22 protein-coding genes are annotated in these 24,412 nt (G+C 65.8%); 14 read left to right on the top strand and 8 right to left on the bottom strand.

Annotated features, from left to right (window positions below; genetic code table 11):
• Positions 1-206: 206 nt before the first annotated feature.
• On the top strand, positions 207-1,280 hold the full coding sequence (ada, locus tag CT3_RS08345) for a bifunctional DNA-binding transcriptional regulator/O6-methylguanine-DNA methyltransferase Ada (protein ID WP_066535045.1): 1,074 nt from the start codon (positions 207-209) through the stop codon (positions 1,278-1,280).
• Entirely contained in the window at positions 1,277-2,002 is a 726-nt protein-coding gene (locus CT3_RS08350; protein ID WP_066535041.1) for a 2OG-Fe(II) oxygenase, read from the top strand. Before ada ends, CT3_RS08350 begins: the two co-directional genes overlap by 4 nt.
• Positions 2,003-2,118: 116 nt before the next feature.
• Here the strand turns inward: CT3_RS08350 and CT3_RS08355 are convergent, their stop codons facing one another.
• The 4 genes from CT3_RS08355 to fabI form a co-directional block, all read right to left on the bottom strand.
• The gene (locus CT3_RS08355; RefSeq protein WP_225608612.1) at positions 2,119-2,961 is read right to left on the bottom strand and encodes a ZIP family metal transporter; all 843 of its coding nucleotides are present in this window, start codon (positions 2,959-2,961) and stop codon (positions 2,119-2,121) included.
• 162 nt (positions 2,962-3,123) lie between these two features.
• A complete protein-coding gene (locus tag CT3_RS08360; RefSeq protein WP_066535037.1) occupies positions 3,124-3,759 on the bottom strand; it encodes a superoxide dismutase in 636 nt (211 codons plus the stop codon).
• A 50-nt stretch (positions 3,760-3,809) separates the two neighbouring features.
• A complete protein-coding gene (locus tag CT3_RS08365; RefSeq protein WP_066535032.1) occupies positions 3,810-4,370 on the bottom strand; it encodes a hypothetical protein in 561 nt (186 codons plus the stop codon).
• Positions 4,371-4,549: 179 nt separating this feature from the next.
• Positions 4,550-5,350, bottom strand: a complete 801-nt coding sequence (gene fabI, locus CT3_RS08370; RefSeq protein ID WP_066535028.1) for an enoyl-ACP reductase FabI — start codon at positions 5,348-5,350, stop codon at positions 4,550-4,552.
• A 101-nt stretch (positions 5,351-5,451) separates the two neighbouring features.
• Between fabI and CT3_RS08375 the strand changes: the two genes are divergently transcribed.
• The gene (locus tag CT3_RS08375) at positions 5,452-7,284 is read left to right on the top strand and encodes an extracellular solute-binding protein (RefSeq protein ID WP_066535025.1); all 1,833 of its coding nucleotides are present in this window, start codon (positions 5,452-5,454) and stop codon (positions 7,282-7,284) included.
• A 52-nt stretch (positions 7,285-7,336) separates the two neighbouring features.
• Here the strand turns inward: CT3_RS08375 and CT3_RS08380 are convergent, their stop codons facing one another.
• Positions 7,337-9,091, bottom strand: coding sequence for a sensor domain-containing diguanylate cyclase (locus CT3_RS08380; protein WP_066535021.1), 1,755 nt, complete (start codon positions 9,089-9,091; stop codon positions 7,337-7,339).
• Between the two features lie 7 nt (positions 9,092-9,098).
• Positions 9,099-9,983, bottom strand: a complete 885-nt coding sequence (locus CT3_RS08385; protein WP_066536120.1) for an amino acid ABC transporter substrate-binding protein — start codon at positions 9,981-9,983, stop codon at positions 9,099-9,101.
• A gap of 84 nt (positions 9,984-10,067) precedes the next feature.
• Here CT3_RS08385 and CT3_RS08390 point away from each other — a divergent pair, with 84 nt between their 5' ends.
• The gene (locus CT3_RS08390) at positions 10,068-11,099 is read left to right on the top strand and encodes a microcin C ABC transporter permease YejB (protein WP_066535015.1); all 1,032 of its coding nucleotides are present in this window, start codon (positions 10,068-10,070) and stop codon (positions 11,097-11,099) included.
• 20 nt (positions 11,100-11,119) lie between these two features.
• Here CT3_RS08390 and CT3_RS08395 read toward each other — a convergent pair whose 3' ends face one another.
• Complete coding sequence (locus tag CT3_RS08395; protein WP_066535011.1) at positions 11,120-11,623, bottom strand: DUF2127 domain-containing protein; 504 nt, start codon at positions 11,621-11,623, stop codon at positions 11,120-11,122.
• 122 nt (positions 11,624-11,745) lie between these two features.
• On the opposite strand from CT3_RS08395, the gene CT3_RS08400 reads away from it, so the two are divergent.
• Both CT3_RS08400 and CT3_RS08405 read left to right on the top strand, forming a co-directional pair.
• On the top strand, positions 11,746-12,831 hold the full coding sequence (locus tag CT3_RS08400) for an ABC transporter permease (RefSeq protein WP_225608567.1): 1,086 nt from the start codon (positions 11,746-11,748) through the stop codon (positions 12,829-12,831).
• Positions 12,828-14,456: an ABC transporter ATP-binding protein gene (locus CT3_RS08405; RefSeq protein WP_066535002.1), complete on the top strand. Its 1,629-nt coding sequence runs from the start codon at positions 12,828-12,830 to the stop codon at positions 14,454-14,456. The genes CT3_RS08400 and CT3_RS08405 overlap by 4 nt, the downstream gene beginning before the upstream one ends.
• A gap of 119 nt (positions 14,457-14,575) precedes the next feature.
• On the opposite strand, the gene CT3_RS08410 is transcribed toward CT3_RS08405, so the two are convergent.
• Positions 14,576-15,214, bottom strand: a complete 639-nt coding sequence (locus CT3_RS08410) for a lipocalin family protein (protein WP_083520377.1) — start codon at positions 15,212-15,214, stop codon at positions 14,576-14,578.
• Positions 15,215-15,736: 522 nt separating this feature from the next.
• Here CT3_RS08410 and CT3_RS21230 point away from each other — a divergent pair.
• From CT3_RS21230 to rbfA, 8 genes are all read left to right on the top strand, one after another.
• On the top strand, positions 15,737-15,898 hold the full coding sequence (locus CT3_RS21230) for a hypothetical protein (RefSeq protein ID WP_172591824.1): 162 nt from the start codon (positions 15,737-15,739) through the stop codon (positions 15,896-15,898).
• Between the two features lie 397 nt (positions 15,899-16,295).
• On the top strand, positions 16,296-17,024 hold the full coding sequence (locus CT3_RS08415) for a c-type cytochrome (protein WP_066535000.1): 729 nt from the start codon (positions 16,296-16,298) through the stop codon (positions 17,022-17,024).
• Positions 17,021-18,409, top strand: a complete 1,389-nt coding sequence (locus tag CT3_RS08420; protein ID WP_225608568.1) for a c-type cytochrome — start codon at positions 17,021-17,023, stop codon at positions 18,407-18,409. The genes CT3_RS08415 and CT3_RS08420 overlap by 4 nt, the downstream gene beginning before the upstream one ends.
• A 31-nt stretch (positions 18,410-18,440) precedes the next feature.
• Positions 18,441-18,824, top strand: coding sequence for a thioredoxin family protein (locus tag CT3_RS08425; protein WP_098066113.1), 384 nt, complete (start codon positions 18,441-18,443; stop codon positions 18,822-18,824).
• 203 nt (positions 18,825-19,027) lie between these two features.
• On the top strand, positions 19,028-19,609 hold the full coding sequence (gene rimP / locus CT3_RS08430) for a ribosome maturation factor RimP (RefSeq protein WP_066534994.1): 582 nt from the start codon (positions 19,028-19,030) through the stop codon (positions 19,607-19,609).
• Positions 19,610-19,685: 76 nt separating this feature from the next.
• On the top strand, positions 19,686-21,173 hold the full coding sequence (nusA, locus tag CT3_RS08435; RefSeq protein WP_066534993.1) for a transcription termination factor NusA: 1,488 nt from the start codon (positions 19,686-19,688) through the stop codon (positions 21,171-21,173).
• Between the two features lie 23 nt (positions 21,174-21,196).
• On the top strand, positions 21,197-24,028 hold the full coding sequence (infB, locus tag CT3_RS08440; RefSeq protein ID WP_066534992.1) for a translation initiation factor IF-2: 2,832 nt from the start codon (positions 21,197-21,199) through the stop codon (positions 24,026-24,028).
• 6 nt (positions 24,029-24,034) lie between these two features.
• The gene (gene rbfA / locus CT3_RS08445; RefSeq protein WP_066534991.1) at positions 24,035-24,412 is read left to right on the top strand and encodes a 30S ribosome-binding factor RbfA; all 378 of its coding nucleotides are present in this window, start codon (positions 24,035-24,037) and stop codon (positions 24,410-24,412) included.

The following is a 24,412-nucleotide window of genomic DNA, read 5'->3' on the forward strand; positions in this document are numbered from 1 at the left end:
GCGTTCCCGTAAGTGGGGCAGCACAGGCTCGGTGCGGAAGGGGCTGCCGCAGGAGGGTGTCTGAAACAGCGGACTGTCCACGCCACCAGGGAAGGCCAGGGCATGCGGATCGGCCAGTTTTCGAATTCCAAAGCAAGACACGGAGTGCCTGAAAATCGCGTGCGACCTACAGTTTGGGCATGCAATCCTTGATGAGAGGTTCAACCATGTCGAAGCAAACTGAAACCTGCGCACAGGCGGTGCTGACCGATCCCCGTTGGGCGGCGGTCGTGGCGCACGACGCGCAGGCCGATGGGCAGTTCTGGTATGCGGTGAAGACGACCGGGGTGTATTGCCGCCCTTCGTGCGGAGCCCGCACGCCGCGTCCCGAGAATGTGTGGTTCTTTACGGCGCAGGCGGCGGCACAGCAGGCGGGCTTTCGCCCATGCAAGCGCTGCAAGCCGGACCAGCCCCCACGGCTGGAGCAGCATGCCGAACTGGTGGCAAAGCTGTGCCGCTTCATTGCCTCCGCCGAAACCCCGCCCAGCCTGGAAGCGCTGGCCGAAGTGGCACAGATGAGCACTTTCCACGTGCACCGGGTGTTCAAGGCCGTGACCGGGGTCACGCCCAAGGCCTACGCCGCGGCCCACCGTGCCAACAAGGTCCGAGAGGAACTGGCGCGGGGCGGCTCGGTCACGGAGGCGATCTATGGGGCGGGCTACAACTCCCACGGTCGTTTCTACGAGCAATCGGACCAGTTGCTGGGGATGACACCGTCCACCTACCGCACAGGCGGGGAGCAGGTCTCCATCCGTTTTGCGGTCGGCCAGTGTTCCCTGGGGGCGATCCTGGTGGCGGCCAGCGCACGAGGTATCTGCGCCATCCTGCTGGGGGACGATCCCGATGCGCTGGTACGCGATGTGCAGGACCGCTTCCCGAAGGCCGTGCTGATTGGCGGGGACGCCGGGTTCGAGCAGTTGGTGGCCCAGGTGGTCGGTCTGGTGGAGATGCCGAAACAGGGCCTGGATCTGCCGCTGGATGTGCGTGGAACCGCCTTTCAGCAGCGCGTCTGGCAGGCGCTGCGCGATGTGCCGGCGGGGCAGACCGTCAGCTACACGGAGATTGCCCGGCGCATCGGTGCGCCCAAGGCGGTGCGTGCGGTCGCGGGGGCCTGCGCCGCGAATGCACTGGCGGTGGCGATTCCCTGCCACCGCGTGGTCCGGACCGACGGCAATCTGTCCGGCTACCGCTGGGGGGTGGAGCGCAAGCGTGCCTTGCTGGAGCGGGAGGCCCAGGCATGAGCGGGCGGGGCGATGGCGGGCTGGCACAGCGCCTGGTGGCGGTAGATTGGCAGGAGGTCAGCGACGGCCTGAACTACAGCGGCTGCGCCGTGATTCCGCAACTGCTGATGCCGCAGGACTGCCAGGCCCTGGCGGCACTCTACGCCCAGCCTGAGGTGTTCCGCAGCCGCATCGTCATGCAGCGCCATGGCTTTGGCAACGGCGAGTACCAGTATTTCGGCTACCCCTTGCCCGACCTGGTGCAGGGGCTGCGCACCAGCGTCTATCCCCACCTGGCACCGATGGCCAACCGCTGGTACGAGCAGATGGGCCTGCAGCCGCGTTTTCCGGCGGAGCATGCCGACTTTGTGGCGCGCTGCCATGCCGCAGGGCAGCAGCGCCCGACCCCGCTGCTGGTGCAGTACGAGGCAGGTGACTACAACTGCCTGCACCAGGACTTGTATGGCGAGCATGTGTTTCCCTTGCAGATGGTGGTGCTGCTGGCGCAGCCGGGGCAGGACTTCACGGGCGGGGAATTGGTACTGACCGAACAGCGGCCGCGCATGCAGTCGCGTGTCGAGGTGCTGGCGCTGCGCCAGGGCGATGCCGCCGTGTTTGCGGTGCAGCAGCGGCCCGTTCAGGGGAGCCGGGGCAGTTACCGGGTCACCATGCGGCATGGGGTGTCCCGCATCCGCTCCGGCCGGCGGCATACGCTGGGCATCATCTTTCACGACGCGACCTAACACCCGCAGGGTAGCGGGAGGTGTACGGGCGCGCGCGACTGCGGCGAAGGACTGTCGGGAAGCGGGAGCACCGGGGCGGCATGCACCCCGGCGTGTCCTGGTCGTGCGGGGCTGGTTCAGCCCAGGGCGGTGTCCAGCACCATCATCAGCACAAAGCCCAGCATCAGCCCACCGGTGGCAAAGGCTTCGTGCCCCTTGCGGTGGGATTCGGGGATGATTTCGTGGCTGATGACAAACAGCATGGCGCCTGCGGCAAAGCCCAGGCCCCAGGGCAGCAGCACGGCCGAGCTGCTGACCACGGCGGCGCCGATGACGGCGCCCACCGGTTCCACCAGGCCGCTGGCCATGCCCAGCAGCACGGCAAAGCGGCGGCGGTAGCCGGCGGCCAGCAGGGCCACGGCCACGACCAGACCTTCGGGCACATCCTGGATGGCAATGCCGGTGGCCAGCGCGTTGGCACGCAGGCCGTCGTTGCCGGCATAGCCCACGCCGATGGCCAGGCCTTCGGGCAGGTTGTGCAGGGCAATGGCAATCACGAACAACCAGGTGCGCTGCAGCTTGCGGGCGGCGTCGCCGTCCAGCCCTTCACGGCCTTTGATGAAATGCTCGTGCGGCAGCAGCTTGTCCATGGCCATCAGTGCCGCAGCGCCCAGCAGGATGGAGGTGCCCATCACCCCACCAGCGCCCCAGCCGCCACCGCCCCACAGCGACTGGGCCTTGGCGGCTTCCAGCCCGGGCAGGATCAGCGAGAAGGCACAGGCCGCCAGCATGACGCCGGCGCCAAAGCCGAACAGCGTGTCCTGGGTGCGCTCGGACATGCGCTGGGACAGCATGACGGGCAGGGTGCCCAGTGCCGTGGCCAGCGCCGCCATGCTGCCGCCCAGCAGGGCCTGCCACACCACCGGGTGGTGCTGGGCGTACAGCCAGAACTGGCTGCACAGGGCCCAGACACCGGCCATGGTGATGGTCAGCCCCAGCCACAGCCGGGCGCTGTGGCGCACACCGGTGGCGGCGTGCAGGCGGGAGGCCGGTGAAGGTGCCGGGGACAGGCTGGCACTGGCTTTTTTCATGGAGAGGTCCTGGTGCGGGGGCAAAGCCATAGAGCGGTGCGCTGGCGGGAATCAGCCCAGCGCCTGCTGGTAGCGGCGGGCCACTTCGTCCCAGTGGATGACGTGGAAGAAGGCGGCGATGTATTCCGGGCGGCGGTTCTGGTACTGCAGGTAGTAGGCGTGCTCCCACACGTCCAGCCCCAGGATGGGGGTGCTGCCCGAGCCGATGCCGGCCATCAGCGGGCTGTCCTGGTTGGCGCTGCTTTCCACTGCCAGCTGGCCCTGGGCGTTGACCACCAGCCAGGCCCAGCCGCTGCCAAAGCGTGTCAGCGCGGCCTGGGTGAAGGCTTTCTGGAAGGCTTCCATGCCGCCCAGATCGCGCTCAATGGCATGGGCCAGGGCGCCACCGGGGGCGCCGCCGCCACCGTGACCGGCCGGTGCCATCACGGTCCAGAACAGGCTGTGGTTGGCGTGGCCGCCGCCGTTGTTGCGCACGGCAGGGCGAATGGCTTCGGGCAGGCGGTCCAGGTCGGCAATCAGCTGCTCCACCGGCACCTCGGCAAACGGCGTGCCTTGCACGGCGGCGTTGAGGTTGTTCACATAAGTCTGGTGGTGCTTGCTGTGGTGGATTTCCATGGTGTGCGCATCGATGTGCGGAGCCAGGGCGTCATAGGCATAGGGCAGGGGGGGCAGCGTGTGTTGGGTCATTCCGTTTTTTCCAATCACGGGTGGCAAAAAGGCAGGTGCGCGGGGGCCGATCAGTGCAGCCGGTCGGCGGGCAGGGGGCAGCGTTCCAGCGGTTCGGGCTGCAGCGCTGCGGTGGCTGGGGCGGTGGGCGGCGGTGCGGCCGGGGGCGCGCAGTGCGTGGCCTGCAGCAGCTGCGTCACACGGGCGCTGGGGCCGTGCTGGCGCTGCCACTGCAGCAGGGCCTGCACCGTCTCGCGCTGGTGGCGCCAGGCGGCTTGCTGCAGCAGGGTCACTTCGGTGCTGTGGCCCAGGCCTAGCAAGGCGGTGTGGGCATCGCACAGGTAGTCCAGCGCGGCCGGCAGTTGCTGGCGTTCGGCCAGCAGCTCGGCAATCCACAGGTGGGTCACCACCCAGGCGGCCAGGTAGTCGTCGGGCTGTACGGTCAGATAGGGGCTGCGCAGCAACTGGTGGGCCAGCGGAATGGCCTGCACCAGCTGGGCCAGGGCAAATTCCTGTTCACCGTTCTGCCACAGCGCTTGCGCGCGCTGCATGCGCTGTTCCCAGGCCTGCAAGGGCGTAGGAGGGGCGGGGGGCGCGTTGGGATCCGCATCGCCGTGGTGCTCCGGGGCCATGGGAGATACTCCAAAAACAATTTGATTGAGAATTATTCTCATTCAAATTGATGCGTATCACCAGTCATTCACTCCAATATCCACATTCAGCGAAAGGGTTACCTGCAGCGCGACGGACACGAAAAAGCCCCGCAGGCGGTGAACCTGCGGGGCTCGGCGGTGCGGGCAGAAAGTGCTGCTTACACCTGGTCGGCCGACAGGCCAGCGGTCTGGCTGAAGCCACCGTCCACGTAGGTGATCTCGGCGGTCACGCCCGAAGCCAGGTTGGACAGCAGGAAGGCGGCGACATTGCCCACGTCTTCGATGGTCACGTTGCGGCGCAGGGGGGACGCATCGGCCACGCGGCCCAGCAGCTTGCCGAAGTCCTTGATGCCGGAGGCAGCCAGGGTCTTGATGGGACCGGCGGAAATGCCGTTGGCACGGATGGCGCGGCCGTCGGCGGTGCGGCCCACGGCTTCGGCCAGGTAGCGCACGGAAGCTTCCAGCGATGCCTTGGCCAGGCCCATGGTGTTGTAGTTGGGGATGGAGCGCAGTGCGCCCAGGTAGGACAGGGTCAGCAGCGAGGACTTGTCGTTCAGGTAAGGCAGGGCAGCCTTGGCCATGGCGGGGAAGCTGTAGGCGCTGATGTCGTGGGCGATCTGGAAGGATTCGCGCGACAGACCGTCCAGGAAGTTGCCCGCAATGGCTTCACGGGGTGCAAAACCGATGGAGTGCACAAAGCCGTCGAACTTGCCCCAGACGGCGCCCAGGTCGGCGAACATCTTGTCGATCTGGGCGTCGTCGGCGACGTCGCAGTCGAACACCAGCGTGGAATTGAATTCGGCGGCGAATTCGGTGATGCGGTCCTTGAAACGCTCACCGACGTAGCTGAATGCCAGCTCGGCACCTTGTTCGTGGCAGGCCTTGGCGATGCCGTAGGCGATGGAGCGGTTGGACAGCACGCCCGTGATGAGCAGCTTCTTGCCGGTCAGAAAACCCATTGTTCTTCTCCTGAGGGGTAAAGGGTGGAAGCGGCTGGTGCAGGCCATGCATCTACAGGAGGCATTGCCGGGCCGGGGCCGCTGTGGTGCAGAATTGTCGCATGCGCCTTTGGAAGTTTTGCCTGTTGCTTGCAGGAGCCACTGCGGCCCTGCCGTCTTGGTCCGCCCACGCCTATGCGTTATGGGGGGAGCCCAAGTACCCGTCCGGCTTTGACCACTTCGCCTATGTGAACCCGCAGGCCCCCAAGGGCGGGGAGCTGCGGCTGGTCAGCAATCTGCGCACTTCCACCTTCGACAAGTACAACCCGTTCACCATCAAGGGCTCGGCGCCGGCCTATCTGTCGTCGCTGATGTTCGACACCCTGCTGCTGGGCAGCATGGACGAGACGTCGACCGGCTACGGCCTGCTGGCCGAGGATGTGAGCGTGGCAGCGGACGGACTGTCGGCCACCTTCCGCCTGCGGCCGCAGGCGCGCTTTCACAATGGCAAACCGGTCACGGCCCAGGATGTGAAGCACAGCTACGACACGCTGATCGGTCCTTATGTGTCGCCTGGCTACAAGACGCTGCTGGCCGAGGTGGCAGGCTGCGAGGTGCTGGATGCGCGCACCGTGCGCTTTGTCTTCAAGGTGCCCAACCGCGAGCTGCCGCTGACCGTGGGCGGCCTGCCCATCTTCAGCCGCGACTGGGGCCTGGACGAGGACGGCAAGCCCAAACCTTTCGACCAGGTGGTGATGGACACCCCCATTGGCAGTGGCGCCTACCGGATCGGGCCGGTGCGCTTTGGCAAGGACATCACCTATGTGCGCGACCCGCAGTACTGGGCGCGCGACTTGCCGGTGCGCAAGGGTGCGGCCAATTTCGACCGCATCAGCGTCAAGATCTACAAGGACAACACGGCCAAGCTCGAAGCGCTGAAGGCCGGTGAGTTCGATCTGATGCGCTTTTTCAGCGCCGGCGACTGGGCGCGGCGGGTGAATGGGCGCAAGTTCACCAGCGGCGAGCTGGTCAAGGGCGAGTTCGCGCACAAGCTGCCCACGGGCTTTCAGAGTTCGGTGCTCAACACCCGTCGCCCGCTGCTGCAGGATGCGCGGGTGCGCGAGGCCCTGGGGCTGGCGGTGGACTTCGACTGGATGAGCCGACAGATGTTCTATGGTGCCTACCAGCGGGTCAACGGCATTTTTGGCAACACCTTGTGTGAAACCCATGGCAGCCCCACGCCGGCCGAGCTGGCGCTGATGGAGCCCTGGCGCAAGCAGCTGCCTGCAGCCGCCTTCGGGCCCATGACGGTGCCGCCCAGCACCTTGCCGCCCAGCAGCCTGCGTGACAATCTGCGCCGCGCCAAGCAACTGCTGGCGGATGCGGGCTGGACGGTGCAGGACGGCGTGCTGCGCAATGCCAAGGGCCAGGCCATGGAGCTGGAGTACCTGGACAGCGGCGATGGCGGCATCCGCACCGTGGCGCCCTGGCAGCGCAACCTGGAGAAACTGGGCATCCGCCTGAACTTCCGTGCGGTGGACTTCGCCCTCTACCAGCAGCGCCTGCAGAAGTTCGACTTTGACATCACCACCATTGCCTACCAGGGCACGAACAACCCGGGCCAGGAATTTGCGGACCTGTTCGGCAGCGCAGCGGCGGACCAGGAAGACTCTGGCAATTTCCCCGGGGTGAAGAGCCCGGCCGTGGATGCCTTCATCAAGGCCATGACCAGCGCCAAGACGCAGGAACAGCTGCTGCCCGCCTGCCATGCGCTGGAACGCGCCATTGCGCACGGTCACTACCTGATTCCGCAGTGGTCGGCCGGCACCCACCGCATGGCCTACAACGCCTGGCGCCTGGCGGTGCCCAGCGTGGTGCCGCCGTATTCCAGCGGCGAAGGCTGGGTGATGGACACCTGGTGGGCCCGGTCGCCCGCAGGCAAGCCGGCCCCCTGAGCCGTTTTTCCGGGCCGTTCCCCGCCATCGGGGCGGAAGGCGTGCCAGGAATTCAGCGCGGCAGGCGCTTGGCCAGTTTGGCAGCGTACATGGCCTGGTCGGCACGCACCAGCAGTTCGGCGCTGCTGCGGCCTGCTTCCGGAAAGCGCGCGGCACCGATGCTGGCGCCCACCTGCAGCGCCTGGCCCAGGTAGTCCACCGGGGCTTCCACGGCGGCCGTCACCTTGGCCAGCAACTGGTCCAGCTGGAATTGCGGACCCTTGCCCTGGGCCACGATGACGAATTCATCCCCGCCCAGCCGGGTCACGGTGTCCGTGCTGCGCAGGCAGGCCTGCAGCCGCTGTGCGACGGTCTGCAGCAGCACATCGCCGGCCGCGTGGCCGTGGGTGTCGTTGACGGGTTTGAAACCGTCCAGGTCCAGCAGCAGCACATAGCCGTGCAGGTCTTCCCCGGCCTGGGCATGTGCCAGCGCATGGCCCAGGGCTTCTTCCAGCACCACGCGGTTGCCCAGCCCGGTCAGCGGATCGTGGCGGGCGCGGTGCTGCAGCGCGCGTTCGCTGTCGCGCAACTGCACGATGGCGCGGTCCAGGGTGCGGGTGTGCTGCCGGCTTTCCAGGAAGGCGCCGATCATGTCGGCCACGGTGTGCAGAAACACCCGCTCGCTGTCCGACCAGCGGCGCTGCTGCTGCAGGTCCTGCACGCACAGATAGCCGAACCACTGGCCCTGGCCCCACACCGGCAGGGCGGCCACGCTGCGCACCCCGGCGGCGATCAGCTGCTGGCGTTCGGGCTCGGGCAGGTCCTCTACGGTGCCCAGCAACCCGGAGCGTTCCTCAAAGCAGCTGCGCCAGCGGGCCGGCACCAGGGCCTGTGCTGCGTCCGGCCAGGGGGCTCCGGCCACCACGCGGGCCTGGGCCTGCCAGGTGGTGGCGGTGGTCTGCAGGTTCTCGGCCAGGTAGATGCGGTCCGCACCGGTGGTGCGCAGCACCTGGGCCAGCACCTCGGGCAGTGGACTTTGCTGGCCGGCGGCGGTGGCCAGCAGGCTGCGGGCGCAATGGGCCAGGGTGGACTGGCGGGCAAAACGGGAGTCCAACTCTTCGAGCAGGGCGTCATAGGCCTGGACCACGTCGGACAGTTCGTCGTTGCGCAGCCCCTCCCCGGCATCCGCCGGGCCGGCGTGGCTGCGCACGGTGCGCTGGTCGCTGATGGCCTGGCGAAAGCGTGCCAGCGGGCGGCCGATGAGGTGGCGGAACACCAGGGCAGCCCCCAGCAGCACCACCACCAGCATGGCGGCGAACACGGCCAGTTGTTGGCCCAGGTTCTGCATGGCGGCCTGGGCCATGGAGAAAGGGGTGAACTGCACGCTCAGGTGGCCCACCTGGTGGTCGCGCCCTTGTTCGTCGCGGTGGTGCAGCGGCATGGCCAACTGGTTGGTGTGTGCGGGGTCCTGGGCTGGGAGGATGGTGTCGAGGGCGGATTCGGAGGCGATGACGTTGTCGCCGCAGCTGTCGTGCAGGCGCACGGCCTGCACCAGGGGCTGCTGGGCCAGGGTGTCCACGATCCCGCGTGCGGTGGCGCCATCGCAGTCCCACAGCGGCTTGATCAGGGTGCGCGCAAAAATGCGCAAGGTCTGTTCGCGCAGTGCGGTGTGCTGCGCTTTTTCGCTGTGGTAGTTGACGGTGGCCGTGGTGCCTGCGGCCAGCACAAAGGCCAGCACCAGCGGCCACAGCAGCCGCTGCACGAACTGCCCGTGCAGCGTGCGGCGGCGGGGCAGCGGAGGCGCGGATGTGGCGGGAGAAGGGGGCATGCGGGCCTCAGGGCTGGAACAGCAGATGGCGGTAGCGCGGCGGCACCAGACGCTGGTCGTAGAAAGGGTTGGCAATGTCGATGGTGGTGCGCTCGCGGAAGAAGCGCGCGTCGGGCGGGTGGCGGTACTGGTTCCATACGCGCATGAACTGGCCGTTGGCCACGATGCGGTCAAAGCCGGTCTGCAGCGCCTGGTACAGCGCCTCGGTATCTGGTCCCGGGGCCACCCAGACAAAGCGGAACCAGGGGTAGCGCACCAGGAGGTAGGGGTCGACGGTGAGTTGGGGGTAGTACTTCTGGAAGTGGGGCAGGAAGTAGTTCAGCGTCTCTTCCAGGCCCAGCGGGAACAGGTCCAGAAAGCCTGCCTCCATCTGTTCGGCGAATTCCCCGTTGCTCCAGTGCTTGATTTCCTTGGTGGGGATGCCGGCCGCGCGGTAGATCTCCACATCCATCCAGCCCACGTTCTGCCCCATGGAGAACTGCGCCAGGTCGGCGGCCGTGCGCACCTGGGCCAGCTTGTCGCGCTGCGAGGCCAGCAGCAGGTTGATGCGCCAGCCCAGCAGCCCCCGGTCCAAGGGGATGGGCACCATGCGCAGCTTGCCTTGCTCCACCAGTCGCAGCCGTGCCGGGGTGGCGGGCATCATGTCGATGTGGGTGTGGCCGTGGCTGATCTGGTAGAGGTTGCGGCGTTCGTTGCCCTGCGGGGCGTCGGTGAAGGTGGCCTGCATGCCGGCGGCATCCAGCGCGGCGCGCACCAGGGCGCGGGCATGGGCCAGGTGGGGCTCGTTCTGCACCACGAAAACGGGTGCAGCCGCCTGGCATGCCGGGCCACCCAGCCCGCAGGCGAGTGCCAGAATGCGCAGAGCGGATCGAATGCGGAGGAGCCAGACCATGGTGTCCATGCAGCGGATAAACGGGCAAGATGTAAGCAAAAGCTGCAAAGCTTAGCCGATTCCGCGCGACATAATGCATGTTCTATGCTGGCCTATATCCTCAAACGCTTTCTGTTGATGGTGCCCACCTTGCTGGGTGTGTTGCTGCTGACTTTTGTGGTGATCCAGTTCGTTCCCGGCGGCCCGGTGGAGCAGTACCTGGCAGAGGCCAAGGCCGGTATCGGCGGGGGCGGTGCCGAAGGTGGGGGCATGGCCTACCGCGGGGCGCAGGGGGTGGACCCGCAGCGGCTGGAGCAGATCAAGGCCCTGTACGGCTTTGACAAGCCGGCGCACGAGCGCTTTTTCCAGATGCTGGGCCAGTTCGCACGGTTTGACCTGGGGCGCAGCTTTTTCCAGAACAAGGATGTTTGGACGCTGATTGCCGAAAAGCTGCCGGTCTCCATCAGCCTGGGGTTGTGGACGTTTTTCATCAGCTATCTGGTGGCCGTGCCGCTGGGCGTGGCCAAGGCGGTGCGCGCGGGCAGCCGCTTCGATCTGCTGACCACGCTGCTGATTCTGGTTGGCTATGCCATCCCCGGCTTTGTGCTGGGCGTGGCCTTGCTGGTGATTTTCGGGGGGCAGCTGCAGTGGTTCCCGCTGCGCGGGCTGACATCGGCCAACTGGGACGAGTTGAGCACCCTGGGCAAGGTGGCCGACTACCTGTGGCATATCGCACTGCCGGTGACGGCCATGGTGGCGGGCAGCTTTGCCGTCACGGCCATGCTGACCAAGAACGCATTTCTGGAAGAGATCCGCAAACAGTACGTGCTGACGGCCCGGGCCAAGGGCCTCTCGGAGCGGCAGGTGCTGTGGAAGCATGTGTTCCGCAACGCGCTGATTCCCATCATCACCGGCTTTCCGGCGGCGTTCGTGGGAGCGTTCTTCACGGGTTCGCTGCTGATCGAGACCCTGTTTTCGCTGGACGGGCTGGGCCTGCTCAGCTATGAGAGCGTGATCCGCCGCGACTACCCGGTGGTGCTGGGTTCGCTGTTCTTTTTCACGCTGATCGGTCTGGTGACCAAGCTGATCAGCGACCTGTGCTACGTGTGGGTGGACCCCCGCGTGAAATTCGATTGAAAGCGCACTCGGTGCACACTTCAGGGCCCTTCCACACGCACAGGCTCCCGGCGGCGTTCGCGCAGGCGCAACGCCAGCACGGCCAGCAGCGCCAGATTGATGAGCAATACCGCGGCGCCTTGCCAATGGGGGGCGTGCAGCAGGTGCTGCACCTCCAGGGGCACATAGATGCTGCAGGACAGCACGCCCAGCCATTCACCCCAGGCCCGGTCCTGCCACAGGCCCCAGGCTTCAACCCAGCGCACGGTGATGTACAGCCCACCCAGCCACACCAGCGTGTGCACGGGTGTGGCATTGACGCGGTCGACCGCCTGCATCAGCAAGGCCGGGTAGTGCTGCTGGGGACTCAGGCCGATATGCCCCATCCATTCCAGCGCCAGATGGTGCAGATCGTGGTGCAACAGTTCCAGCAGTCCCAGCAGGCCGACCAAGGCGGTCACCCCTTTCAGGGCCTCGAAAATCGCCACGCCGCGCACGGCGTGGCGCAGACCGGCTGGGGGAGAAGCAGTGGGGGGAGAGGGCATGAGCGCGAGGGAATGGGAAGGCGGGCGGTGTGCTGTCGCCGCAGTATGGGTGCGCAGCTGCGTGCCTGGCAATGGATGCACCGTCGGCAGCAGTCGCTGCTGACAGTACAAGGAGTGTTTGCATGACGGTGGAGACAGCGCGTTCGCCAGCCGCCCGCGCGTGGGCGCGGTTTCGGCGCAATCGCCTGGGCTTTTGGAGCCTGGTGCTGTTTGTGGTGCTGGTGGTCATCAGCCTGGGGGCGGAGCTGGTCAGCAACGACAAGCCGCTGGCCGTGCGCTATGAGGGGCAGATGTACTGGCCGCTGTGGCACAGCTATCCCGAAAAGGTGTTTGGTGGCGACTTTGACACCGCCACCGACTACCTGGACCCCTTCATCCAGGCGCAGCTGTCCAAGGGCAGCAACTGGGCGGTGTTTCCGCCCAACCCCTATGGCGCCAACACCATCAACTACTTTGCCCAGTCGCCCAACCCGGCGCCGCCCACCACGGCCAACTGGCTGGGCACGGACGACCGGGGCCGCGACATGCTGGCCCAGCTGCTGTACGGTTTTCGCGTCAGCGTGCTGTTTGCGCTGGCGCTGACAGCCACCGGCGTGCTGCTGGGCGTGGTGACCGGCGCCATCCAGGGCTTTTTCGGCGGCAAGACAGACTTGGTGTTCCAGCGCTTCATCGAAATCTGGGGCTCCATGCCTGAGCTCTACCTGCTGATCATCTTCTCTGCCGTGTTTGCGCCCAGCATCACCTTGCTGCTGGTGCTGCTCAGCCTGTTTGGCTGGATGGGGCTGTCCGACTATGTGCGGGCCGAGTTCCTGCGCAACCGCCAGCTGGATTATGTGAAGGCGGCGCGGGCGCTGGGGGTGTCCAACGGCCAGATCATCGGTCGCCACATCCTGCCCAACAGCATGACGCCGGTGGTCACCTTTCTGCCCTTTCGCATGAGTGCGGCCATTCTGGCGCTGACGTCGCTGGACTTTCTGGGCCTGGGGGTGCCGCCCGGCACCCCCAGCCTGGGCGAGCTGCTGAGCCAGGGCAAGAACAATATCGACGCCTGGTGGATTTCGCTGTCCACCTTTGGCGTGCTGGTTACCACGCTGCTGCTGCTGACCTTCATGGGGGATGCGCTGCGCGATGCGCTGGACCCGCGCAAGGCGATGGAAACACCGGCGGCACCTGCCGCCCCCGCCGGTGCGGGCAAGGGGGGCGCATGAGCGAGTCCACATCGATGAATCCGGTCCCTCTGCTGTCGGTACGCGATCTGCGCGTGGCCTTTGGCAGCAAAGAGGTGGTGCACGGCACCAGCTTTGAGCTGCATGCCGGTGAAAAACTGGCCCTGGTGGGTGAATCCGGCTCGGGCAAGACGGTGACGGCGCTGGGTCTGCTGCGCCTGCTGGGCGATGCCCGCATCAGCGGCCAGGCCCTGCTGGATGGGCGCGACCTGCTGACTTTGCCGGAGCGGCAGATGCAGACCGTGCGCGGCGGTGATGTGGCCATGATCTTTCAGGAGCCGATGACGGCATTGAACCCGCTGATGACCGTGGGCGACCAGGTGGCGGAGGTGCTGCTGATCAAGCAGGCGCTCAGCAAGGCCCAGGCCTGGAAGCAGGCCGTGGAGCTGCTGGCCACCACCGGTATTCCGGAGCCCGAGCGCCGCAGCGCCGCCTATCCGCACCAGCTCAGCGGTGGCCAGCGCCAGCGCGCCATGATTGCCATGGCCCTGGCGTCCCAGCCGCGCCTGCTGCTGGCCGATGAGCCCACCACCGCGCTGGATGTGACGCTGCGCACGCAGATTCTGGAGCTGCTGGGCGACCTGCAGCGCCAGACCGGCATGGCTATGGTGTTGATCACCCATGACCTGCACCTGGTGCGCCGCTTTGCCGACCGTGCCGTGGTGATGGAGCATGGCCATCTGGTGGAGCAGGGCCCGGTGGCGCAGCTGTTTGCAGCGCCGCAGCACCCCTACACCCGCAAACTGCTGTCCAGTGCGCCCCGGCGCCAGGTGGTGGAAGTGGCGGACGGCGCCGTGCCCCAGCCCCCTGTGCTGCATACCCAGGATCTGCGCGTGGCCTATGCCACGCCGCTGCCGGGCATCAAGGGGTGGTTCCGCCATGGCGAATTCGTGGCTGTGCAGGGCGCCAGCCTGGCGCTGCAGCCAGGCCAGACCCTGGGTGTGGTGGGCGAGTCGGGTTCGGGCAAGTCCACCCTGGCGCAGGCCATCCTGGGGTTGCTGCCGTCCAAAGGGGTTTTGGACGTGGGCGGTCAGCCTTGGCAGCAGCCGGCCATCCGCAACAGCCCCCACAACCAGCGGCTGCGCCGCCAGGTGCAGGTGGTGTTCCAGGACCCGTTCTCGTCGCTGTCGCCGCGCATGACGGTGGGCGAGATCGTGGGGGAAGGCCTGCGGGTGCATGCGTCCGCGCTGTCGGCCGGGCAGGTGCGCCAGCAGGTGCTGGCCATGCTGGAGGAGGTTGGCCTGAGCGAAGCCCAGTTCCCCGGCCTGCTGGAGCGCTACCCGCATGAATTTTCCGGCGGCCAGCGCCAGCGCATTGCCGTGGCCCGCGCCCTGGTGCTGGAGCCGCAGCTGCTGGTGCTGGACGAGCCCACCAGCGCGCTGGATGTGACCATTCAGCAACAGGTGCTGGCCTTGCTGCAGCGCCTGCAGCGCGAGCGCGGTCTGGCGTATCTGCTGATCACCCACGATATGGACGTGATCCGTGCCATGGCCCACCAGGTGCTGGTGATGAAGGATGGCGCCATCGTGGAGCAAGGCCCGGCCCTGGAGTTGCTGGCCCAGCCCCGCCATCCCTATACCCAGAAGCTGGTGGCGGCCACGCAATAGGGCAGGCACCCCGGAAGGGGCATGCGCCACCCATGGCCTGCCGGGGCGGAGTGTCGGCGCCTTTGCTCCGCACGGGTGGGCGCATGGCCGCCGCCTTGCCGCAGCAAGCTGTGTGGGTGCTAGTAGCTGCCGGTGGGGTTGACGCCGTCCTGGTGCACCCAGATCACGCGGTCCACCGGTACGCCCATCTCGCGCGCCTGGCGCAGCAGGCGCTCTTCCACCCCCATGGGCAAAAAAGGTGTGCGCGACAGAATCCAGAAGCGGTCCAGCTGCGAGCCCACCACCATGGCCCAGCGGTATTTGGGGTCCAGCGCCACCACGTTGTAGCCGTCGTAGAACGGCCCGAAAAACGCCACTTTCAACGCACCCACATCCGGCCCCAGCACGGTCTTGGCTTTGCCGGTGGCGATATGCCATTCGCGCTTGCGTGGGTCGTAGCCGCGGTTTTCCACGCGGATACCGCCATTGGGCAGGCGGCTGTATTCGGCCTGGGTGCGCTGCAGGCCTTTTTCAAAACGGTTGTCGATGCGCGCGACCTCGTACCACTTGCCCAGGTAGCGGCCTAGTTCAAAGTCGGACACCGGTATGGCCGTGGGGGGAATCGGCGGGCGGCGCAGCGCATACCAGGCAATCGCGCCCACGGTGGTCAGCGCCAGGGTGGCCAGCACGGGGATGTTGCGTTCCAGCACCTGCGAAACCGGCAGATGGCCGCGTGCTTCTGTGGGGTCCTGGCGGAGCGGATCGGGGAGGCGGAGCATGGCAGGTTCCTTTGGCTGCAAACAGGGAAGTCGGGCGGCGCAAACGGGTGCGGTTACCAGCTTAGGCATATCCGCAGGCGCTTGCTATAGGTTCTGACTGTAGGTGTGGCGTAGTTGCAGCGCTTGTAGTCCATTTCTGGCAAAACGCGTGCGCAGGTGCAGGGCTTGCGGTCCTGTCAGCGTACCGGCAGCGGTGTGCCAGAGGGTGGCTTGTGCAGGAAAGCGGATGCAGTACAAAGCTGTGCATTGCGGGTTTTTACGGAGCCGGCGGAGGGGCGCCCCGGCCGCACCGCAGGGAAATTCCATGCTGCATGGCGCGGAACGCGGGCCCTTGCGGCCTTGGTCGAGGGCGCAGCAGTGTTTTTGAATGACCGCTGAAACCGGCCTGCAACGCAGGTGGCACTAGCACAGTTGGCTATGTATTTGTGACTTTGTGCAGGGATTTGCACGCGCACTGTTCAAGCCGGGCGCTGGATGTGGAAGAATCCTGCCCTTTACCGTTGTTCGCAAAAGGAGTCCATCATGGGCAACAAAATCGTGACCGAAGCCGATCGCAAGTTCACCCCCCAACCCGCAGTGCCTAACGGCGTGACCCTGCCCACCGGTGGCCGTGGCCAGCGCGTGAGCCTGGAACGTGGTTCGCACACCCGCAGCAAGAAGAACCCTGGCAAGCGCCACGGTTGATTCCCGGACCTGCAGGCGCCTTGCCTGCGGATCTGCTGCACAACAGCCCGCCTTGGCGGGCTGTTGTCGTTTTGGGGTCGTCCACCGTGTGCAGAGGCACATGCCATGGGCGCACAGGGAGGCCGTCACGACCGTATGCGGCGATCTGGCTGCTGGCCAGGGGGTGTTCTCCCGGATGGTGGAGCCGGACGGCTCTGGCTAGCGTGTGGGCATGCACCACAGGCTTTGCGCATTGGGGGATGGACGGATTTCACCACGGTATGAAGCACCGGGAGTTTCCGGTGCGTGGCGCAGGCATCAGCACGGACTGGCGCGGGTCGCTGCTGCGCTATGGGTGGCACTGTGCGCCGTGACTGGTGCAGCGGGTATAGCAGGTGCGGCAGGTGCAGCGCAGGCCATGCCTTCTGTTGCGCCGCAGCCATCCCCTTTATCTCCGTTGTCGCCAGCTCTGTCAGCGCCTTCTCCCTGGGCAGGCCAGGGCGCCGTGCCCTCGCTGCAAGCCAGCCATGTGGCGGCCTGCACCGCCTGCCATGGGCCGCAGGGGCGGGCCACGCCGTCCGGTTACTTTCCACGCATTGCGGGCAAGCCCGAGGAATACCTCTACCAGCAACTGCTGAACTTCCGCGATGGCCGGCGCAGCTACCCCTTGATGGGCCATCTGCTGCAGCACCTGGATGACGGCATGCTGCGGGGCATGGCGCGTTATTTTGCGGCGCTGGATGTGCCGTATCCGCCGCCGGAGCCCCCGGCTTCCACGGCGGCCCGCCTGGTGCGTGGCGCACAGCTGGTGCGCCAGGGCGATGCCGCACGCGGCATTCCTGCCTGCACCCAATGCCATGGAGCGCAGCTGACGGGCAGTCTGCCGGCGGTGCCCGGGCTGCTGGGTCTCTCGCGCGACTATCTGAACAGCCAGCTGGGAGCCTGGCGTGCCGGGCGGCGCGCCGCCCGCGCGCCGGACTGCATGGCCCAGGTGGCCAAGGGGCTGGCGCTGGAGGATGTGGCCGATCTGAGCGCCTGGCTGGCCACACAGCCCGTGCCCGTGCACTCCAAGCCATCCGCCTCTGCGGCCGTGCGCTGGCCGCTGCCTTGCGGTGCGGCGCCGCAACCCGGGGAGGGGCGGCCATGAGTGCGCCACGGATGCCGCGCGCCATGGCGCAGCCCATGCCGGTCGGCCTGGGGGCGCGGGGGCGGCGCCGGTGGATGCGGGTTGTGGTTCTGTGCGCCTTGCTGGCTGTGGCCGCGCTGGCCTGGCTGCTGTGGCGTGGCAGTGCGGCGGGCACGCCGTCGGAGACGAAGGGTGCGGAGTCGTCGGCGCCGCCTTCTGCCGCGGTGCTGGAGCGCGGGGCCTATCTGGTGCGGGTCGGCGCCTGCATGGGCTGCCACACCGCCCAGGGCGGTGTGGTGCTGGCGGGGGGAGGCGAGGTGCGCACGCCGTTTGGCGTGTTCCATGCGCCGAATCTGACCCCCGATGCCGAGACCGGTCTGGGCCGCTGGAGCCTGGCCGATTTTCGTCGCGCCATGCGCCACGGCGTGGCGCCCGGCGGGCGCTTGCTGTACCCCGCATTCCCTTACGAGCAGTACACGGCCTTGCGTACGGATGACGTGGATGCCCTCTACCACTACCTGCGCAGCCTGCCGCCGGTGGCGCAGCCGGCCCAGCCGCATGTGCTGGCGTTTCCCTATGGGTCCCAATGGGCGCTGGCCCTGTGGCGCGGGCTGTACTTCCGCCCGGCCGCTGCTGTGGCGCAGGAAGGGGAGGCTGGGCCACTGGAAGCGGGGCGGTATCTGGTGCAGGCTGTGGCACATTGCGCGGCCTGCCATTCCCCGCGCAATGGCCTGGGGGCGCTGGGGGGCGGCCAGCGGCTGGAAGGGGGGCTGATGCCCACCGAGGGCTGGCAGGCGCCGTCGTTGCTGGACAGCCGCGAGGCCGGCGTGCAGCGCTGGACGCCGCAGGCCGTGGTGCAGCTGCTGCGCACCGGGCGCACCGATGAAGGGGCCACGGCCAGTGGCCCCATGGCGGATGCGGTGTTCTGGAGCACCCGGTATCTGACGGACGGCGATGCCCGGGCCGTGGCAGCCTATCTGCAGCGTCTGCCGGATGCGGCGGCGGGTACAGGAGCCAGTGGGGGAGAGGCCGCGGTGCCGCCGCCCGCCGCAGGGGGCGGCCAACGCTATGACAGCGGCGCCCAGGCCAATTTCCGTCACTATTGTGCGGACTGCCATGGTGCCCAGGGCCAGGGGGGCGGCCCTGGCGGGGCGTTTCCCCCGCTGGCGGGCAACCGGGCAGTGCTGCGCAGCGACCCCGGCAATATGCTGCGCAGCATATTGCAGGGCGGCTATGCCCCCGCGACGGCGGGGAACCCGGCGCCGCACGGCATGCCTCCGTTCATGCAGACCCTGGGCGATGCGGAAATCGCAGCGCTGGCCACGTATATCCGCCAGTCCTGGGGCAACCAGGCTGCGACAGTCGCTACCATGGAGGTTTTTCGCGCCCGGCAGGGCCGTCCGTGACGGCGGCTGGCGGGCCAGGAGTGCAATGCAAATGAAGGATGCGGCTGTGCCGACCGCGGCGCCCGAGGTGTCTGCCGACCCCTGGTGGGTGGTGTGCCTGTGCGCTGGCTGGTGCGGGGTGTGCCGGGATTACCGCAGCGGATTCGATGCCGTGGCCCAGCGCTGGCCGGACGTGCGCTGGGAATGGCTGGATGTGGAGGATCGGGAAGACCTTGTGGACGATGTGGATGTGGAAACTTTTCCCACGCTGCTGATCGGCCAGGGGGCGCGTGCGTTCTTCCTGGGGCCGCTGCTGCCGCAGCATGCGGTGCTGGAGCGGCTGGTGGCCTCTTTTATCGATGGCGCGCCGGCCACGCCCCAGTTGCCGCCCGAGGCCACACCGCTTTTTCAGCGGGTGACAGCCGCACTGGCGTAAGGCGGTCTGGAGGCTTCCATCCGGCTTGTGGGCTGTCTTTGCGAATCAACGCTTTAGCGGCTACAATACGGGCTTCACGACCAAACGGGCGGGTAACAACCGCCCGTTTTTTTTGGTCGGTAGGATTTGGAGCTCGAAGCTGCCGCCCTATCAGAGCGGTGGTTATCGGGTTTTTTGTACTTCCGGGATTGAACTGAATACACGTGGCATTACAGCAAATCGTTGAAGAAACCGTGACAGGTCTGGGCTACGACCTGGTCGAGATCGAACGCACCGCAGGCGGGCTGTTGCGTATTACGATCGATTTGCCTTGGGCGCCGCCGGCCGAGGGCCAGCCTGCGCCGCTGCTGGAGCAGTTCATCACCGTCGAAGACTGCGAACGTGTGACACGCCAACTGCAGTTTGCGCTGGAAGTCGATGGCGCCGATTACAAGCGCCTGGAAGTTTCGTCGCCCGGCATCGACCGTTTGCTGCGCCACGAGCAGGACTTCATCCGTTTTGAAGGCCAGGAGGTGGACTTGACGCTCAAGGAAGCCATTGGCGAGGCGGCGACCGGCAGCATCAATGCCAATCGCAAGAAATTCCGCGGCACGCTGGAGCGCGCCGAAGGCGGTGGGTGGCAGATCGTCTGGAGCGATGCCCCTCCCATCAAGCCTGGGGTACGAGTGAGTAAAAAGCGTGAAGCGCCGCCACTGCAGGCGCTGGGCTTCACGTTCGACGAGTTGCGTGAAGCGCGGCTGGCGCCCATCGTCAATTTCAAAGGGCGCGCGGCCAAGCCGGAGTAAGGCTGGATCGTCATCGTTTGGGCAAGGAAGGCGCTGTGGGTGCCTCCTCTTGGAAAGAAAATAGGAGAGTCGTCGCATGAATCGCGAACTGTTGATGTTGGTGGAAGCCATTTCGCGTGAAAAGAATGTCGAGCACGATGTGGTTTTCGGCGCGGTGGAACAAGCGCTGGCGCAAGCCACAAAGAAGCTGTACGAAGGTGAAGTGGACATTCGTGTGGCGATCGACCGCGACAGCGGCGACTACGACACTTTCCGCCGCTGGGTGGTGGTGCCGGATGACGCCGGTCTGCAAAACCCCGATGCCGAAGAAATGCTGATGGACGCGGAAGATCGCGTGCCCGGCATCCAGGTGGGCGAGTTCATTGAAGAGCAGATCGAATCGCTGCCCATCGGCCGTATCGGTGCGATGGCCGCCAAGCAGGTCATCCTGCAGAAGATCCGTGACGCCGAGCGCGAAATGCTGCTCAACGAATTCATGGCCCGTGGCGAAAAGATCTTCACCGGCACGGTCAAGCGCATGGACAAGGGCGACATCATTGTCGAATCCGGCCGTGTGGAAGGCCGTCTGCGCCGTGGGGAAATGATCCCCAAGGAAAACCTGCGCAACGGCGACCGCGTGCGCGCCATGATCATGGAAGTGGACCTGACGCTGCGTGGCGCTCCCATCATCCTGTCGCGTTCCGCACCGGAGTTCATGATCGAGCTGTTCCGCAACGAAGTGCCGGAAATCGAGCAAGGTCTGCTGGAAATCAAGAGCTGCGCACGCGATGCGGGCAGCCGTGCGAAAATCGCCGTGATCTCCCATGACAAGCGCGTGGATCCCATCGGTACCTGCGTGGGCGTGCGTGGTTCGCGCGTCAATGCCGTGACCAATGAGCTGGCCGGCGAGCGCGTGGACATCGTGCTGTGGTCGGAAGACCCTGCGCAGTTCGTGATCGGCGCCCTGGCGCCTGCGAACGTGTCGTCCATCGTGGTGGATGAAGAAAAGCACGCCATGGACGTGGTGGTGGACGAGGAAAACCTGGCCATCGCCATCGGCCGTGGTGGTCAGAACGTGCGTCTGGCCTCCGACCTGACAGGTTGGAAGATCAACATCATGGATGCCGCCGAGTCTGCCCAGAAGCAGGCTGTGGAAACCGACTCCGCCCGCAAGCTGTTCATGGAAAAGCTGGACGTGGATGAGGAATTCGCCGGCATCCTGATTGACGAAGGTTTCAGCAGCCTGGAAGAGGTGGCCTATGTGCCCATCGCCGAAATGCTGGAAATCGAGGCGTTCGACGAGGAAACCGTCAACGAACTGCGTGCACGTGCCAAGGATGCACTCCTGACGATGGAAATCGCCAAGGAAGAGAGCGTGGCCCATGTCTCCCAGGATCTCCGTGATCTGGAAGGCCTGACACCGGATCTGGTGGCCAAGCTGGCTGCTGGTGGTGTGCAAACCCGTGATGATCTGGCTGACCTGGCCATCGACGAGCTGACCGAACTGACCGGTCAGACCGCTGATGAAGCCAAGGCGCTGATCATGAAGGCGCGCGAGCACTGGTTCACGCAGGGTGAAGAGTAAGGGTACGGAGGTAAGTAGGAAATATGTCGTTGAATACAGTCGCCGAGTTTGCCGCCGAACTCAAGAAAACCCCCGAGACCCTGCTCGAACAACTGAAGTCCGCAGGTGTGGCCAAAGCCACGTCTGCAGATCCTTTGACCGAATCGGACAAGCAAAAACTACTCAGCTTCCTGAAGGCCAGCCATGGCGCGGAAGGTGCTGACCGCAAGAAGATTACGTTGACCAAAAAATCGACGAGTGAGATCAAGCAGGCCGATGCCACTGGCAAGGCCCGCACCATTCAGGTGGAAGTGCGCAAGAAGCGCACCTTCATCCAACGCGACGAAACCCCGGCCGAAGCTGCCGCCCAGGCTGCACGCCCTGCGGCCGAACTGGCCCGCCGTGAGGAAGAGGCACGCCTGCAAGTGGAAGACCTGCGCAAGCAGGAAGAAGCACTGGTGACCGAACGCAAGGAACGCGAAGAGCGCGAAGAGCTGGTGCGCCGCGAGCGCGAAGCCGAAGAGCGCGCCCGTGCCTATGCCGAAGCCGAAGCTGCCAAGGTGCGCCAGGAAAAGGAAGCCAAGAAGGAAGCCGCTGCAGAAGCTGTGGCCGCCCAGGAAGCTCGCGTTTCGGCACAGGCCGAAGCCCGTGCCAAGGCCGACGAGGAATCCCGCCAGCGCGCTGCGGAAGAAGCCGCACGTGCCAAGGATCTGGACGAGCGCCGCCGCAAGGCCCTGGCAGAAGCCGAAGCCATCCGTGCCATGATGGCCGCTCCCAAGAAGGTGCTGGTCGCCAAGAAGCCGGAAGAGCCCAAGAAGCCTGCAGCAACCACGGCCGATGCCAAGAAGGCCGCGCCTGCAGCCAAGGATGGCAAGCCTGCCGCCGGCGGTGCGACCGCCAACGCGGGTGCCGGCAACCGCAACGGCGGTGGCAAGGAAGTCAAGTCGGCCAAGCTGTCCTCCAGCTGGGCCAATGACGCCAACGGCAAGAAGAAGGAAATCAAGACCCGTGGCGACAGCTCGGGCGGCGTGGGCCGTTCGAACTGGCGCGGTGGTCCGCGTGGTGGCCGTCGCGGCAATGACCGCAACGACCAGCAACAACAGCAGAGCCAGGAATTCCGCCAGCTGGAGATTTCGGTGCCCGAAACCATCACTGTGGCCGAACTGGCGCACAAGATGGCCATCAAGGCTTCCGAAGTGATCAAGTCGCTGATGAAGATGGGCCAGATGGTCACCATCAACCAGCCGCTGGACCAGGACACCGCCATGATCGTGGTGGAAGAAATGGGCCACGTGGCCAAGGTGGCTGCACTGGACGATCCGGAAGCGTTCACCGCCGAGGAAGTGTCCAACTCCGAAGCCGAGATGATCTCCCGCGCTCCTGTGGTGACCGTCATGGGCCACGTGGACCACGGCAAGACCTCGCTGCTGGACTACATCCGCCGCACCAAGGTGGCGTCGGGCGAAGCCGGTGGCATTACCCAGCACATCGGTGCCTACCACGTGCAGACGCCACGCGGCATGATCACCTTCCTGGACACCCCGGGTCACGAGGCCTTCACGGCCATGCGTGCCCGCGGCGCCAAGTCCACCGACATCGTGATTCTGGTGGCCGCTGCCGACGACGGCGTGATGCCCCAGACCAAGGAAGCCATCAAGCACGCCAAGGCGGCTGGTGTTCCTATCGTGGTGGCCATCACCAAGTCGGACAAGCCCGATGCCAACCCCGACCGCGTCAAGCAGGAGCTGGTGGTGGAAGAGGTGCTGCCCGAAGAGTACGGTGGTGACTCGCCTTTCGTGTCCGTGTCGTCCAAGACCGGCCAGGGCATCGACGAGCTGCTGGAGCAGGTGCTTCTGCAGGCCGAAGTGCTGGAACTGAAGGCGCCAGTGGATGCCGCTGCCAAGGGTCTCGTGATCGAAGCACAGCTGGACAAGGGCCGCGGTACCGTGGCCACCGTGCTGGTGCAGTCCGGTACGCTGAAGGTGGGCGACATCGTGCTGGCAGGCCAGACCTATGGCCGCGTGCGTGCCATGCTGGACGAAGACGGCAAGCAGACCAAGGAAGCCGGTCCGTCGATTCCGGTCGAAATCCAGGGTCTGAACGAAGTGCCCATGGCCGGTGATGACTTCATGGTGCTGAGCGACGAACGCCGTGCCCGTGAAATCGCCACCTACCGCGCTGGCAAGTTCCGCAACACCAAGCTGGCCAAGCAACAAGCCGCCAAGCTGGAAAACATGTTCGCCGAAATGTCCGCTGGCGATGTGCAGACGCTGCCCATCATCATCAAGGCCGACATGCAGGGTTCGCAGGAAGCACTGGCTGCCTCGCTGCTCAAGCTGTCGACCGAGGAAATCAAGGTCCAGCTGGTGTACTCCGGCGTGGGCGGTATCTCGGAATCCGACGTCAACCTGGCGCTGGCTTCCAAGGCCATCATCATCGGTTTCAACGTGCGTGCAGACGCCCAGGCCCGCAAGACGGCCGAAGGCAACGACGTGGACATCCGCTACTACAACATCATCTACGACGCCGTGGATGAAGTGAAGTCGGCCATGTCGGGCATGCTGGCCCCCGAGAAGCGCGAAGAGATCATCGGTATGGCCGAGATCCGCACCGTGTTCGTGGCAACGAAGATCGGCACCATTGCCGGTTCGTACATCACGCAAGGTCACGTCACCCGCAATGCACACTTCCGTCTGCTGCGCGACAACGTGGTCATCTACACGGGCGAGATCGAGTCGCTGCGCCGTATGAAGGACGACGTCAAGGAAGTCAAGGAAGGCTTCGAGTGCGGTATCAAGCTCAAGAACTACAACGACATTCGTGAGAACGACATGCTCGAAGTGTTCGAGATCAAGGAAATCGCGCGTACGCTGTAATCACTGATGGCAACACGCAAGAAGTCCGCTGCGCCCAATCGCAGCTTCAAAGTCTCCGACCAGATCCAGCGCGATCTGTCGGAGCTGATCGCCCGCGAGTTGAAGGACCCGCGCGTTGGCATGGTCACGCTGCAAAGCGTGGAGGTGACGCCCGACTATGCCCACGCCAAGGTCTACTTCAGCCTGCTGGTGGGTGATCCTGAACAAACCGAAATGGCACTGAACCAGGCCGCAGGCTTTCTGCGCAACGGCCTGTTCAAGCGCCTGCACATCCATACCGTGCCCACGCTGCACTTCCATTTCGACCGCACCACCGAGCGTGCGGCCGACATGAACGCCTTGATTGCCAAGGCTGTGGCGTCGCGCGGACCTGAAGAAGGCTAA

Source organism: Comamonas terrigena NBRC 13299 (assembly GCF_006740045.1).
Lineage (GTDB): Bacteria > Pseudomonadota > Gammaproteobacteria > Burkholderiales > Burkholderiaceae_C > Comamonas > Comamonas terrigena.